General features: G+C 30.1%; 11 protein-coding genes. All 11 read right to left on the reverse strand.

From position 1 onward, the window contains the following. Positions 1 to 148: 148 nt before the first annotated feature. The 11 genes from kdsB to M9394_RS03335 all read right to left on the reverse strand — a co-directional run bounded on the left by kdsB (position 149) and on the right by M9394_RS03335 (position 15,367). A complete protein-coding gene (gene kdsB, locus M9394_RS00205) occupies positions 149 to 931 on the reverse strand; it encodes a 3-deoxy-manno-octulosonate cytidylyltransferase (protein WP_250250033.1) in 783 nt (260 codons plus the stop codon). A gap of 11 nt (positions 932 to 942) precedes the next feature. Then, positions 943 to 1,110 (reverse strand): Trm112 family protein, encoded by a 168-nt coding sequence (locus tag M9394_RS00210; protein WP_250247539.1) that lies wholly within the window; start codon positions 1,108 to 1,110, stop codon positions 943 to 945. A gap of 214 nt (positions 1,111 to 1,324) precedes the next feature. Then, positions 1,325 to 2,335 (reverse strand): tetraacyldisaccharide 4'-kinase, encoded by a 1,011-nt coding sequence (lpxK, locus tag M9394_RS00215; protein WP_250247430.1) that lies wholly within the window; start codon positions 2,333 to 2,335, stop codon positions 1,325 to 1,327. Beyond that, on the reverse strand, positions 2,335 to 4,089 hold the full coding sequence (gene msbA / locus M9394_RS00220; RefSeq protein WP_250250035.1) for a lipid A ABC transporter ATP-binding protein/permease MsbA: 1,755 nt from the start codon (positions 4,087 to 4,089) through the stop codon (positions 2,335 to 2,337). The genes lpxK and msbA overlap by 1 nt, the downstream gene beginning before the upstream one ends. Before the next feature lie 686 nt (positions 4,090 to 4,775). Next, positions 4,776 to 6,470 carry a 30S ribosomal protein S1 gene (gene rpsA, locus M9394_RS00225; protein WP_250250036.1) on the reverse strand — a complete coding sequence of 565 codons (1,695 nt, stop codon included), beginning with the start codon at positions 6,468 to 6,470 and terminating at the stop codon, positions 4,776 to 4,778. Between the two features lie 75 nt (positions 6,471 to 6,545). Next, positions 6,546 to 7,265, reverse strand: coding sequence for a (d)CMP kinase (gene cmk / locus M9394_RS00230; protein WP_420022163.1), 720 nt, complete (start codon positions 7,263 to 7,265; stop codon positions 6,546 to 6,548). Positions 7,266 to 7,392: 127 nt separating this feature from the next. Beyond that, positions 7,393 to 8,691: a 3-phosphoshikimate 1-carboxyvinyltransferase gene (gene aroA / locus M9394_RS00235; RefSeq protein WP_250247427.1), complete on the reverse strand. Its 1,299-nt coding sequence runs from the start codon at positions 8,689 to 8,691 to the stop codon at positions 7,393 to 7,395. Between the two features lie 129 nt (positions 8,692 to 8,820). Next, positions 8,821 to 9,909, reverse strand: a complete 1,089-nt coding sequence (serC, locus tag M9394_RS00240; RefSeq protein WP_250247426.1) for a 3-phosphoserine/phosphohydroxythreonine transaminase — start codon at positions 9,907 to 9,909, stop codon at positions 8,821 to 8,823. Between the two features lie 336 nt (positions 9,910 to 10,245). After that, positions 10,246 to 11,532, reverse strand: a complete 1,287-nt coding sequence (serS, locus tag M9394_RS00245; protein WP_250250038.1) for a serine--tRNA ligase — start codon at positions 11,530 to 11,532, stop codon at positions 10,246 to 10,248. A gap of 775 nt (positions 11,533 to 12,307) precedes the next feature. Then, positions 12,308 to 12,925, reverse strand: coding sequence for an outer membrane lipoprotein periplasmic chaperone LolA (lolA, locus tag M9394_RS00250; protein ID WP_250247424.1), 618 nt, complete (start codon positions 12,923 to 12,925; stop codon positions 12,308 to 12,310). Between the two features lie 117 nt (positions 12,926 to 13,042). Continuing rightward, a complete protein-coding gene (locus M9394_RS03335) occupies positions 13,043 to 15,367 on the reverse strand; it encodes a DNA translocase FtsK (RefSeq protein WP_250250040.1) in 2,325 nt (774 codons plus the stop codon). Positions 15,368 to 15,906 lie beyond the last annotated feature (539 nt).

Consider the following 15,906-nt stretch of genomic DNA (forward strand, 5'->3'; position numbering starts at 1 on the left):
AAATCCTTAAATTACATATTAGTAACATATATGCTTAATATAAATTAAGATAAATCGCTTAAAACTCTCCTATGTATTTATTTTCAATGATAATTAAATTCATTCGTATTATAATTAATAAAAAATTCACCTACGCAGCCATAATCAGCTATGTATAAGTAGTATATTTATTTTTTTTAAATACAGTATTAACACGGCTCAATGATTCTGGAGTATCCACACTAATATTAAATACATCATCAATTACAGAAACATGTATTGTCTCTCCATGCCATAGTACTCGAAGCTGTTCAAGGTGTTCCAGCTGTTCCAATGGACTTTTAGCCCATGCAATATAACGATGCAGGAATTTAACTCGATATGCATAAATACCAATATGACGTAATAGCGTCTTAGGGAATTTACTATCTAGATGATTTACAAAATCTCCTGTGTTCCATGGAATCATAGAACGAGAAAAATAAAGAGCATCGCTATTCATGTTTATAACAACTTTGACTACGTTATCATCGCGTGCTTCTTCGAAAGAATTCAATGGTGTTGCTAACGTAGCCATGGAAATAGTACTCATTGAACACAAAATACTTGCTACTTGACGAATCATAATAGAAGAAAGCAAAGGTTCATCGCCTTGAAGATGTACGATAATTTGATCATCTGAAAATTTATAATTGATAGCTACTTCTGCAAGACGTTCAGTACCTGACTGATGAGTAGATCGTGTTAAACATACTTCACTTGCGGATTGTTCTGATTCAATGACTCTCGCTATACAAGAACTATCCGTAGCAATGATTACTTTATTAGCTCCAGAATCTAAAGCATTTTCCATGACACGAACAATCATAGGCTTACCATTAATATCTGCTAAAGCTTTCCCTGGAAAACGCGTCGAAAAAAATCGAACAGGTATAATTACTACAAAATTCATATTTTTCCTTATTATAATATAAAATTACGAGCATCTTTTTTTAAGAGAACCGGGATTCCTTTTCTTATTGGAAAAGCCAAATTATCAACATTGCAAATTAATTCTCTTTTTTCTAAATCGAAAGATAATTTCGAATGACATACAGGACACACAATGATCTTCAATAACTGATATTTCATCATAATATTATTAAATCGATTAAATGTTTAACTTATACATATTATATACAACGAAACTGTTATATATATTCTATAATTTAAAATGATAATTTTTATCATTTAAATATTTTATTTTTGTTATATATGACACTATCATATATATAAACAACACTTAAAATATTATTTTTTATCTTTCTCCTACGAGGGTTATCATATTGTTGTGAAAATGCAATTACTATACATTAAATTTTGAATCCTTATAATATCTAATCTTATTTTCCACTGTGCGCAATAGATTATGCGTATCTATCTTATTGATTTTCACTTCTGTATGCACATACCACCAATTATCGTGAGCAAAATCTATGCATTTAACTGCATCTTTTTCGGTCATTAGTAATATCTCATTTTTTTTAGTCAGGGGTGTTAACATTTTTTCAGAATACACGTGATGATCAGAAAATGAAATTGATCTGATCGGAATGATCCCATACCTTCGTAAGGTATCAAAAAATTGTGTAGGATACCCAATCCCTGCTATAGCTACAACATTATTTAAAAAATAAAGAGGTCTACGCTCTCCCGTTAATATATTGACTACAGCAATAGGACATAACCGCATTAATACTTCTCCAGATTGTATTCCTACTTCTGATCCATTTGCGATAATTGCTTGTACCGTATGAAGTCTGTTAATGCGTTCGCGCATAGGACCCGCTGGTAACCAACAACCATTTCCAAATCGAAGCACACTATTAACTATTACCCATTCTATATCCCTAAAAAGCGCATAATGTTGTAATCCATCATCACTTATTATGATATCCAATTCTTGTTTTCTCAATAATGCAGCGACTGCATCAGCACGTTTTGGAGAAACAGCGACCGATACTCCAGTTCGTTTCCAAATTAACATGGGCTCATCACCACATTCTTCACTATGACTATTCATATTAATAATTATTGGATAATTATTTGATTTACCTTTATATCCTCTCGAAATTACCCCAACCTTCCAACCACGACGTTTCAAGTGTTCTACTAACCATAATACCATCGGAGTTTTCCCGTTCCCTCCAATTGTTAAATTACCAATAATTATTATTGGTACCGAAAATCGATATACTTTTCGCCATCCATACTGATAACTAATACGATTAAGTGTACTGATTAAACCGTATAACCAAGAAAATGGTAATAAAAATAAATAAAAAAACGATGATTTAAACCAAATACGATCAAACATCAAGAAGAAAATTGTAATTTATATAATTGAGCATAAATCCCTTGGCGACGTATCAAAACCTTATGCACACCACGTTCCATAATATAACCATTTTCAATTACCAATATTTCATCTGCATTTTCAACGGTAGATAAACGATGAGCTATAATCAAAGATGTTCTATTTTTTTTTAACGTATCAAGAGATTTGTGAATAATGTGCTCTGACGCAGAATCTAAAGCAGAAGTAGCTTCATCGAAAATTAAAATAGGACAATCCCGTAACAAAGCACGTGCAATTGCAATACGTTGACGTTGGCCACTAGACAATAGTATCCCATTTTCTCCTATAATAGTATCTAATCCGTTTTTCATTTGAGAAATAAAATCCATAGCACATGCCATACGCGCTGCAGTTTCAATAGATTCTCTAGAATAAAAATTTCTGCGAGCGTACGCGATATTGTTTGCGATAGTATCATTAAATAAATGAACATTTTGAGATACCATAGCTATTTGATTACGCAACGAAGAAAGTTTATAATCATTTAAATTGAAACCATCAAGCAATATACGTCCTTTATCTATATCATAAAAACGAGTTAATAAGTTTACGATAGTAGATTTTCCAGAACCAGATCGACCTACCAGAGCAACAGTTTTTCCTGCTTCAATAGAAAAATTGATTTTAGAAAGCGATGGTGTACTTTTTTCAGGATAAAAAAAAGTAACATCATCAAAAATAATATGTCCCTGTACTCTTGTAATGTCGAGTATGCCTTGATCTTTTTCTGTTTCTAAATCTAATATGGAAAATAAAGTTTGACAAGCTGCCATTCCGCGTTGAAATTGAGCGCTGACATTAGTCAAGGACTTTAATGGCTTCATCAAAACTATCATAGATGAAAAAATAACAGTAATAGTTCCAGCAGTAAGCATTTCCATAACACTTGGAATACTAGCCGCGTACAACACAAACGCTAACGCTAATGATGCAACACATTGAATCAATGGATCAAAAATAGATGAAGTTTGCACCATCTTCATACTTTGTTGTCTCATACGATTACTGACGCAATTAAATCTATCTTTTTCTGTGTGTTGCCCTCCAAATATTAACACTTCTTTGTGTCCTTGTAGCATTTGTTCAGCGCTGCTGGTTAGTTGGCCCATGGCACTCTGCATCTTCTTACTGATTGTTCTAAATCTATGAGAAACAAGCTTAATAGTGATGGATACTATTGGTGCAATTAGCACTAAAATTAATGATAGTTGCCAACTATAATAAAACATCATTATACACAAACCAATAATAGATGCTCCTTCTCGAATAACAGTAACCAAAGCTCCAGAAGAAGAAGAAGCAACTTGATCGGAATCATAAGTAATTCTAGATACTAATGTACCAGTAGATTGTTTTACAAAAAATGAAACCGGCATATTCATGATATGTTTAAACAATGCACGTCTCATTTGCATTACTACCTTTCCGGATACCCATGATATGCAATAAGTAGACGCAAAACCACTAAAACCGCGAATACCCATTAATCCTACTAAAGCCAACGGCATCCACACAAATACATCTCTATTAGCTTTTCCAAATCCATCATCAAGTAAAGGTTTTAATAAAGCTAACATTAAAGCATCACTTGTTGCATTCAAAATCAGAGTAATAGAAGCAACAACTAATCCTACTCTAAAAGGAAAAATTATTGGCCAGAGACGACGAAAAGTTTGCCAAGTAGAAGAATGATTTTTATTGTACTGCAACATTTATGTCCCTGCAGTCATAATTTATTTCATACGAAACATGCGAATACATCGCAATCAACACACTACAAATATTGAACACTTCAAATACACTAAGGTTCGTGAAAAATCTTACAACATAAATATGCATAAAAACAAAAACTACTATATCTATATATAAATATTATTTATTGAATATATATAAACGTATTCCTAATCTTTAGTATATCTAACAGTCTGTGTAATTAAATGTGATTTTCACGACGAAAAAGAATTGAATGCTCATTCATATATATTAAACTATTTTATTGTAAAACCTCACTATCAACACCAATGATATGACAAGCATTAACTTAAGAGAACTTGAATAAGTAAATGTTATTTACTTATTCATATTATTCTATTTTAATATCAAATTAAATTTTTTATCTCTTTCACTAATAAACAACTAGGGTAACTTATTTCAAAATAAAATAAATATACAACATTAAAATTTCATTCTTTTTTATCTACTCAAGTAATAACCTCATTATATTTAATACATAATCCTTAATTACAACACAAGCAATCTAATTACCACACATAACCATATTAAAATTTATATATAAATATGAAATATTTATTCACTTAGTTTATTTCTTGTTACCTATAACTATCTCATTCTAACATATTAATAGATTTTATATATAAAAATTATTTAATAAAAACAATTACTCGTTTTTAGTCGCCGCTTTAAATGCTTCAACCATGACACTAGAAAAATTTTTATCTTTCTCTTTGATATGATTATCAATAATGTTGACTTCTGGTTTTTGAATTGGATCGCATATATTACATACAGATAAATTGACGATTCTATTTTTACGATCTATCCCATCTATCGTTGCTGATATGTCATTGCCTATGTGTAATGACATATAGGTTTTCTTATGAGTAGATTTATTATTTGATACGGCAGGAATAGATAAATAACCAATTACCATATTATCATCCAATGTGACAGTAGCTCCCCCTTTTTCATCTACAGAAAGAATCTTTCCAGATACCATACTTCCTTTTTTATGAGCAGATAAATACACATTTAAAGGATCTTCCGTTAACTGTTTTATACCCAAAGAAATACGTTCACGTTCTGCATCGACTTGCAGGACTACGGCAACTATTTCGTCACCCTTTTTATACTTATTTACAGCCTCTTCATTAGATAAATACCAAGAAATATCAGAAAGATGCACCAAACCGTCAATCCCTCCTTCTAATCCTATAAAAATACCAAAATCGGTAATTGATTTTATCCTTCCCATAACCCGATCGCCGCGATTATACATGTCTGAAAACCTCTGCCATGGATTAATTTTACATTGTTTTAATCCTAAAGAAATTCTTCGGCGCTCTTCGTCAATATCTAATACCATTACTTCAACAGATTCTCCTACCGTCACTACTTTAGAAGGATGAATATTTTTATTAGTCCAATCCATCTCAGATACATGTACTAACCCTTCTACTCCATCTTCGATTTCAATAAAACACCCATAATCAGTTAAATTAGTTACTTGTCCTATCAATTTACTTCCTTCTTTATGGCGTTGAACAATAGCCGCCCATGGATCTTCACCTAATTGCTTTAGACCCAAAGATACGCGAATACGCTCTCGGTCAAATCTTAATACTTTAACAATAATTTCATCTCCAACATTTACTATATCACTGGGATGTTTGACGCGTTTCCATGCCATGTCAGTAATGTGTAACAACCCATCTACGCCTCCTAAGTCGATAAAAGCGCCATAATCAGTTAAATTTTTAACTACCCCTTTAATTTTAATTCCTTCATGTAATTGATTTAACAATTGATCACGTTCAACACTATTTTCAGATTCAATCACTGCGCGACGCGACACTACAACATTGTTGCGTTTATGATCTAATTTGATTACTTTAAATTCAAATGCTTGCCCTTCTAGAAATGAAGTGTCACGTATTGGTTTAACATCTACCAAAGAACCAGGTAAAAAAGCGCGTACGCCATTTAGTTCAACAGTAAATCCTCCTTTTACTTTTCCATTAATAATACCTGTAACAGTAGTCATATCTTGGTGTGCTTGTTCTAATGATACCCAAGATTCATAACGTTTGGCTTTTTCACGAGACAAAACAGTCTCCCCAAACCCATCTTCTACCGCATCTAATGTAACATCAACATAATCACCAATTGAAATCTCTAATTCTCCTTGAGCATTATAAAACTGCTCAATAGGAATAGCAGATTCTGATTTTAATCCTGCGTCGACCAACACAATATCTTTAAAAATAGCAACAACAACTCCACGAACAATGGATCCAGGACAAGTTTCTACTTTTTTTAAAGATTCTTCAAATAGCTGAGCAAACGATTCTGTCATTTTTATAATCTTCAATTTTCAAATTAACGTCCACCGCATTCCATGTTTGATGGGGTTATAAAAAATATATCATAACTATCCTTGATTATGCGTAGTATTATATAGTACTCTCGATGAGAATACTAGACTCTCTCTAATATACATAAGTACTTTAGATTTTACTTCTTCAGCAGATAAATGAGTAGAATCTAATATTAATGAATCAATCGCAGGCGTTAACGGTGCTGATTTTCGGTTATAATCACGTTCATCTCGTTCTCTTATTTGTGAGAATAAAAACTTAAAATTAACATCAAAATTTTTTTTCTGCAACTGATGTAATCTACGGCGCTCTCTCTCCTTAAAAGAAGCATAAAGAAAAATTTTCAATTCCGCATTAGGAAATACTACCGTTCCCATATCCCGCCCATCAGCAATAAGTCCTGGACATTGACAAAATGTACGTTGATATGTCAATAAATTTTTACGTACCTGCGAAAAAGCAGCAATTTTAGATGCGTAATTTCCTATAGTTTCTGTATAAATATCCTTTTTAATTTCTTTACCATTAAAGGATTCAAAAAAACTATTTTTTCTATTTATAAAACTTATCTGTATCTCTTCCGCAAGTACTGCTACTTTTTCTTCACGATTAATATCAATTTTATTTTCCAAAGCTGCTAATGCTAACACTCGATAAATCACTCCCGAATCCAATAAATTCCATCCAAGAATTTTTGCTAATGTCCTAGACAAAGTCCCTTTCCCTACTCCACTTGGGCCATCAATAGTAATAACTGGAAATATATTGTTCACAATTATCCCCTTGTAGCGCATAATCTTCACTATATAATAATTATTTAATATTTTGATAAAATTGACTGCTCATAAATTTCATATGTACGGTTTAGATTATATATGAACACCACACTGTATAGAATACTTATTGCAATACACTAATACTAGATAATTGTGTAAAAAAATCTGGAAAAGTTTTATCGGTACACTTAGGATTGTTAATTATAATAGAGACATCCGATAATGCCACCAAAGAAAAACACATCGCTATACGATGATCATCGTAAGTATTAATATAAGCTGATTCTATTTTAACTGGAGGAGTAATTTGTAAATAATCGTAACCTTCCACAATCTCCGCTCCTATTTTACGTAATTCAGTAGCCATTGCCGCTAGTCGATCGCTTTCTTTAACTCTCCAATTATAAATATTACGTAATATTGTAGGACCATTAATAGAAAATAACGCAGTAATAGCGAGAGTCATTGCTGCATCTGGAATATTATTAACATCTAAATCAACAGCATTCAAATCAGCTCCACGAGTACACTCTATATAATTAGAGCCCCACGCAATCTTTGCTCCCATACTTTCTAATATATTCGCAAAATAAATATCTCCTTGTTTACTATTGTGACCGACTCCTATAACTCGAACAGTACCCCCTCGAATAGCTGATGCTGCTAAAAAATAAGAAGCACTCGAGGCATCTCCTTCCACTAAATAATCCCCAGGTGATTGATATGTCATATTTCCTTTACAATAAAAAACACGATAATTGTCATGTTGTATGTTAATTCCAAAAATTTTCATAAGAGACAAAGTCATATCAATATATGGTCTGGATACTAATGTTCCGTCCACTTTAATAAGAGTGTCTCGATAAGCTAATGGCGTCATCATAAGCACAGATGACAAAAATTGACTAGAAATACTCCCTTTAATAAAAATTTCACCTCCATAATACCCTCCATACAATCGTATGGGAGGGTAACCATCACGTTCCATATACTCAATACGCGCTCCTCCTTGTCTTAAGGCATCTACTAAGTGTGCAATCGGCCTATCTTTCATGCGAGGACGACCGGTGAGCACGACATTTTGAGTCTTTACAGACAATGCCGCAATAAGAGGTCTCATAACAGTCCCGGCATTTCCCAAAGACAAAATTAGTTGATTGTTATTTTTTGATTGAATCGGACCGCCAACACCATTAATTTCGCAAGTTTTTCTATTATTTGAAAGACAGTATGATACTCCTAGATTACGTAAAGCATCCAGCATACAACGCACATCATCACTATCCAACAAATTAGTTAACTGAGTAGTACCTGTAGCTTGAGCTGCTAACAACAATGCTCGATTTGATATACTTTTAGAACCAGGAAGATGAATGGTTCCCTGTACTTTTTTTATAGGAGCTAATTTAATAAAATCATTCACTTTTCACCAACTTTTTATATAAAATATTCAATTTTTGAAATTAATAGCCCATAATACACCATTTACAATAATAATATATGATTGTATTTAACGATTTAACACATGGATATAACAATCGATTGAATCTAATTAGCGATATTTTTCAGAAAATAATTTCATAAATCTAATTAATTGTTTTACACCTTCTAATGTCATAGCATTATATAAAGATGCCCGCATACCCCCCACTACTTTATGTCCTTTCAAACCATACAATCCGAAAGATATTGATTCTTTTAAAAAAAGATCATTTAATTTATTGTTTTTTAAAAAAAAGGCGATATTCATATATGAACGATTAGATAGACTAATATTATTATAATAGAAATTACTAGAATCAATAGCATCATATAAAAGAGCTGATTTTTCTTGATTACGTTTATTAATTTCCTGCAAGCCTCCTTGTGTTTTTAACCATTTAAACATTAAACTAGCAACGTACCAGGACATGGTAACAGGCGTATTAAACATTGAGAAATTATCAGCTAAAATTTTATAATTTAAAATAGACGGGACTACTCGGTAAGGTTCTTTCAATAAATCTTTTCTGATAATTATTACAGTCAAACCAGATATTCCAATGTTTTTTTGAGCCGTAGCATAAATTATACCAAAACGGTTTATTTTCAATGGACTCGAAAATAAAGTTGAAGAACAATCTGCTACCACTATTTTATCAGAAAAATTTGGGGTTTCATATACAGCTATTCCATCAATAGTTTCATTAGGACAATAATGAATATACAGACTATTTTCAGAAACATCCCATTTAGATATAGGTTGAATATTATATAATCCATTTTTTTTGCCGACCACATTAATTATACGTGGATCACAATATTTTTTTGCTTCTATTGCTGCACTGTATGCCCAATACCCAGTTTTTACATAATCAACTCTTTCTGAAGATGTTTTTAATAAATTCATAGGAATCGCAGAAAATTGTGCACGAGCTCCACCATGACAAAATAAAACTTCATAATTTTCTGGAATATCGAGAAGATCGCGCATATCTTGTTTCGCTTCTTGCATTAATTGCACAAATTCTTTACTACGATGACTTATCTCTATGACGGATATGCCCATATTATTCCAACTATATAACTCTTCTTTAAATTGCCTTAAAACTTGTTTTGGCAACATTGCCGGACCCGCGCTAAAATTGAATACTTTATTCATATAATAATCGATTATAAATAATTAAATTAATTAAAACAGTATCCTTCATAATGAACTACTATTGAAAACAACAATTAAAAAATATTAAAATAATGTTAAGCAACATACTGTATTGAAATTTTCATTCAATATAATAAAATGAAGACTATTATTTTAGCATAAATAACATTTTCAAGTGCAATGAACAAAATAAAATGTTTATCAAAAATAATGAATTTTTCTTATTATCATCTTTAATTCAAAGATCTAGTTACTCATAATAAATATATACATTTATTTATTTAACAAAATAATAACAATTAATTAAATCAAAAACCTATATTTAAAAATTAACATTCAATTAATATGTGTTATATCACTCATATAAGGATATAGCACCGAAGGAATCGCCACGCGTCCATCTTCTAATTGATAATTTTCAAGCACCGCTGCCAATGCTCGACCTATTGCTACTCCAGAAGCATTTAAAGTATGCAATAATCTTGTTTTTCTATGCATTCTTCCTTTATATCGCGCTCTTATACGACGCGCTTGAAAATCTCCAACGTTTGAACAAGAAGAAACCTCACAATAAGCATTATGTGCTGGAAGCCATACTTCCAAATCATACGTTTTGCAAGAAGAAAATCCAATATTTCCTGTGCATAATAATATTTTCCTGTAAGGTAATTTAAGTAATTGCAATACTTGCTCCGCATGACCAGTTATTTCTTCTAATATCTGCATAGATTTATCTGGATGTACTACTTGAACCATTTCAACTTTATCAAATTGATGCATCCTAATTAATCCACGAGTATGATGGCCATATGATCCTGCTTCATAACGGAAACATGGAGTATGAGCAACCATCTTAATGGGTAATTCTTCTTCATCAAGAATTACATCACGAACTAAATTTATTAGAGGCACTTCAGCAGTAGGTATTAATGCGTATGGATTGGTTCCAGATTGTAAGTGTTGAATATGAAACAAGTCTTCATAAAATTTTGGTAATTGACCTGCACCATATAAAGATTCTTGATTTACTAAATATGGTAGATAATACTCTTCGTATCCATGACGCTTAACATGCAAATCTATCATAAATTGAGACAAAGCGCGATGCAAATGTGCTATTTGTCCTTTCATTACGATAAAACGTGTTCCAGTCAATTTTGTTGCATTAACAAAATCTAAATCATTATTTAATGCGCCCAACGCTACATGATCCCGTATTGGGAAATTATATTGACCCGGCTTACCCCAACGCATAATTTCTAAATTATCTTGATCTCTAAATCCATAAGGCACTTGATCATCTGGAATATTCGGTAAAGATAACTCAAATTGTTTAATCCTGTTTTTTAATGCTTTATTTTCAAGTTTAAGAGAAGTTAATTTTTTTCCTAAAATATATGCTTCTTGACATAAAAATTCTACATTTTCTCCACGAGACTTAGCTATTCCTATAATTTTAGCCTTAGCTTTACGTTCGGTCTGTAAACTTTCGGTTTTCTTTTGTAAAATTTTTCGCAAACTCTCTTGCTGACGAAATTTATTAATATTTAGTATAAACTTTCTGCGAGCAAGCTTTTTAGCAACCAAATCAAGATTACTGCGCAACAAATTGGGATCAATCATATCTAACCTATACTATTCGTTTTATCATATACTAATTTTACTAATAATATATTTTTAACAACCACAACAAATTTATACTATTATAACAAATTCATACCATATTATTATTTATTAAAATTTACAATATCATATAATTTACTATACCAAATGTAAAATATTATGATTTATTATGTTAATGATGATATTTCAAATGCGTATATGCACTTTCCTAATGCCTATCCAATTTAACTCTTTAAAAATATCTAAAAACAATTAATGTTTGTATGCAAAATACATTTGCACACTATGCATACAGCAACACTACTTTATAGCATTTTTTTAATTCTTTTGTAAAAACAATACCTCTCTCATATATAAACACACCTATATATTATATAGGTAATAACTTGAAAACAATTCAAATGAATTTACTGCATCTTTATTAAAGAACAAAGATATATGTCATATATATACGACTTTTAAAATCATATTTATTCTCATAATAATACTTCCATTATCTTTCGATGATACAAAATATGTGCTCTGTTAATATTTCGTGAAAACTAATATAGAAACAATACAATAATCAAATGCGTTTTATTATTATGGAATGTCAAATATAACATTTTCTAAATTTCTTTTATTATATAGATATCGTAATACACGTCAAACTCCTTACAACATATCAATAAAAATCAACTGAACATGCTTTATATGATTTTTGATAAATATCTCACATAAAAAATAATTTTTTTTATTTATTTAACAAAAATTTAAATTAATTATCTAATAGATATTATTTTCTTTGATCGTCTAGTTGAATGTCCTTAGAAGGAGCGAAATAAAACTTACTTATATCAATGTCATTATTATTTTGATCTAATAAATAGTAATCTACATGTTGTCCTTTTTCTTCGAAAATACTAAATTTCTCGATTGTACCCCGATCAGTGATTTTAATTCTACATTCTTTTAAATTAAAATTATTACTTATCGGTATTAAATAAAAAAAATCCCCTTGTTGGGATACAGTATATTCATTCCATTCATATATATTATTACCAGAAAACAACATAAAAAAAATATTATCAGAAAAGTTTCGCAACCAATACGCAGTAACTTGTTTGATAGAAGGAATATAAAACCAAAGTGTTTTCCCATCAGATATTAAAAAATTTTCTTCAGGGGATATCATATGCCAATTAAATAAATTAGGACGTTTTATCCATAATTCTCCACGATATTCTAACACCACATTGTTATCAGAATTAATAACTTTCTGAATAAAATGCACGTAAAAATTATTTATTTTTTTAAGGCGGTTTTGTAAGACAAAAACAGATGTATCATCAGCTACTACTGTAATAGCTATAATAACGCTTAAAAAAACAGCATATATTATCTGTTTCGTCATTCTGAATTAATTATCTCCATTATCATTATATATTTGTTTAAATAAACAATAATATTATTATATCTGTATATACACATCCCTATACAAGATATAATAATTCTGATTATTCAGAAAGGATCATGAACTAATCGTTTGATTTTTCCAAAAATTAACTACTGCACGTATTTCTCGATCTTCTATGAAGGCTCCATGTACCCGAGTAGATATGGAAGAGTGAGGTCCTAAATATAACATATCGCCCATACCTAATAAGGATTCTGCTCCGGATTGATCAAGAATAGTACGAGAATCTATTTTACTTGATACAGTAAAAGCTATACGAGCTGGAATATTTGCTTTAATTACTCCAGTAATTACATTCACTGACGGTCTTTGAGTTGCTAATATTACATGAATTCCAGCAGCTCGAGCCTTTTGTGTTAAACGAATAACTAATTCTTCCACTTTTTTTGTTGTAGTCATCATCAAATCTGAAAATTCATCTACAATAATTACAATATACGGTAATTTATCTAATGTATTAGAACAAAATGCAGTATCATTATTCACGTATTTGCTGATAATATTATTTGTTGCATATTTTTTAGAATAACATTGTGTTATATAGCTGTTATAATTTTCTAAATTTCGAACACTAAGCATAGCCATCAATTTATAACGACGCTCCATTTCCTTTACACACCATTGTAATACTTCATAAACTTCTTGGGTATTGGTAATAATTTGTTTTAAAAGATGAGGAATACCTGAATATATTGATAATTCTAAAATTTTAGGATCAATCATAATAAAACGCACTTCTTCTGGTGTAGCCTTATATAAAAGACTAATAATCATAGCATTAATCCCCACAGATTTACCTGATCCAGTAGTGCCAGCAACTAATAAATGAGGTAGAGATTTAAGATCTATAATTAACGGCTGTCCAGATATATCCTTTCCCAAGACCAACGCTAATGGAGTATTGATATTCCTAAACTGATCTGAACCAATTATATCTCCTAAATATACTGTTCTTCGCTGTTTATTAGGAATTTCTAATCCAACATATGGAGTGCCCGGAATTACATCTACCACTTTAACAGAATTTGTGTATAAAACACGAGCTAAATCGCGTGATAAATTAGAAATTCTTGACGATTTTATACCCGGTGACAAATTCAACTCAAATCGAGTAATTACCGGTCCAGGAACAATATTAGCCACATTTGCTACAATGTGATATTCTAGTAGTTTCGATTCTAGAAATTGAGAAATTTTTTTTAATTCCAAGAAGTCTATCGTTGTTTTTTCTGAAGAAGATGTAGTCAATAAGTCTATATTTGGAAAAGTAGCAGCGCGATTGTTATAACATGGAATAGGATGTCCCGTGGGGACTTTTTTATATTTTAACAAAGGTACATGTTGTTTTATGTTTTTTTTAACAAACATGGGAATTTTTTGATCAATATTATTTCTATCAGTACGTATTACATTTAAATCTTGTATCAATGATACATTATGTTTTTGTTCTCTTTTGTCAACACAATGTATATTGTTATTACTACTACAAATTGTTTGGTCAAATTTATTATTTTTTACAGAACAATTTTTGCCTTTAGAAACAACGTTAGTCACATATTTTTTTTGATAATAATTGTAACCTTGACTAAATATCTTAATCGCTGAAATGCATTTCATTTTAAAAAAATTATTTTTTAAAATAGGATTAAATTGCTTAGTAGATCTGCTAATGTTTTTAGATACATCAGGGATGATTTGTATGTTTAATAAATCATTTTTTAAATTTTTTAAAAAATTAGGATCCTGTGTAGAAAAAACCAATGGATACATAAGTCGTTTAGCACACGATTTTTGATGAATAAATTGATATCGATATTTTTTCTTACAAAAAAATAATGCACTTAAATAGCGTAAATAATTAAATAAGTGATTCTTAATAGTTTTTAAAATCATCCCAAAAAATTTATTAAAAAACACTGTAATATCAATAATTCCAATGAAAAAAAATAAAATTATGCTGACATGATGAGTCATTTTTTCATAAGATGAAATAATATCATACGATATGCTTCCTACTATGCCGCCAGAAGAAAAATAAAAAAAATTATCGATTGTTATATGAGCTAATCCACAACACGCGAATAATAATATCAATATGCCTATTAATTTAAATATAAAAATAAAAACAGTAATACGCATACCCTGCACACAAATTTTCCAAAGATAAAAAAACAGAAATAAAGGAATTACATACACTGGAATACCAAAAATAAAAAATAAGAAATCAGAAATTTTCGCTCCTAACATACCTCCAACATTATGAATAGATCCATCCCACGTAGTCTGTAACCAGCCAGGATCTGCAGGATTAAAACTAATTAATGAGATAATTAAATATAATAAAGTTATACTTACACCAATCAATATAACATTAATCACTAAAGATATCTCTTACTTAAGTATTGATAATCATTTTTTATCTAATAATCGTTTTATTTATATCAAGTATTGCATTTATATTTGAATAAGAATACTGTTAATTCATATAAATAATTGCACGCAATATCGTTGCGTCATGGATTCAATATACATGCTATGTATATACTCTAATTTATAAAATTATAAACAAATAATGTTTCAAATATATTACTTCAACACCATATATATCTTTAACAAAAATCAAAATTCTAATAAAACTAAAAAATACTTTTAATTTTATATAAAACACTTGATACATATTACAAACATATCTCGCAAATACATACGATTTTTGTGTGAGTTAGTATTAATTACAATACTTTTATTATATAATGATACATTTGTAGTTTTTACTGCGATCCTTATTTACAACTACATAAGAATTATGTATCCAATCAAACATTAATATCGTTAGAAATATATTTCTATGTATGTCTCCATACATAGAAATATATAATTTATAAGAATCATTTAAATTAAGTAATAATTTATTTTAAATT

It is taken from the genome of Candidatus Blochmanniella camponoti, from assembly GCF_023585825.1.
Classification (GTDB): Bacteria; Pseudomonadota; Gammaproteobacteria; order Enterobacterales; family Enterobacteriaceae; genus Blochmanniella; species Blochmanniella camponoti.

Coding starts and splice junctions, on each gene's coding strand:
- kdsB (WP_250250033.1), bottom strand. CDS start 931: ATGAATTTTGTAGTAATTATACCTGTTCGATTTTTTTCGACGCGTTTT.
- M9394_RS00210 (WP_250247539.1), bottom strand. CDS start 1,110: ATGAAATATCAGTTATTGAAGATCATTGTGTGTCCTGTATGTCATTCG.
- lpxK (WP_250247430.1), bottom strand. CDS start 2,335: ATGTTTGATCGTATTTGGTTTAAATCATCGTTTTTTTATTTATTTTTA.
- msbA (WP_250250035.1), bottom strand. CDS start 4,089: ATGTTGCAGTACAATAAAAATCATTCTTCTACTTGGCAAACTTTTCGT.
- rpsA (WP_250250036.1), bottom strand. CDS start 6,470: ATGACAGAATCGTTTGCTCAGCTATTTGAAGAATCTTTAAAAAAAGTA.
- serC (WP_250247426.1), bottom strand. CDS start 9,909: ATGAATAAAGTATTCAATTTTAGCGCGGGTCCGGCAATGTTGCCAAAA.
- serS (WP_250250038.1), bottom strand. CDS start 11,532: ATGATTGATCCCAATTTGTTGCGCAGTAATCTTGATTTGGTTGCTAAA.
- lolA (WP_250247424.1), bottom strand. CDS start 12,925: ATGACGAAACAGATAATATATGCTGTTTTTTTAAGCGTTATTATAGCT.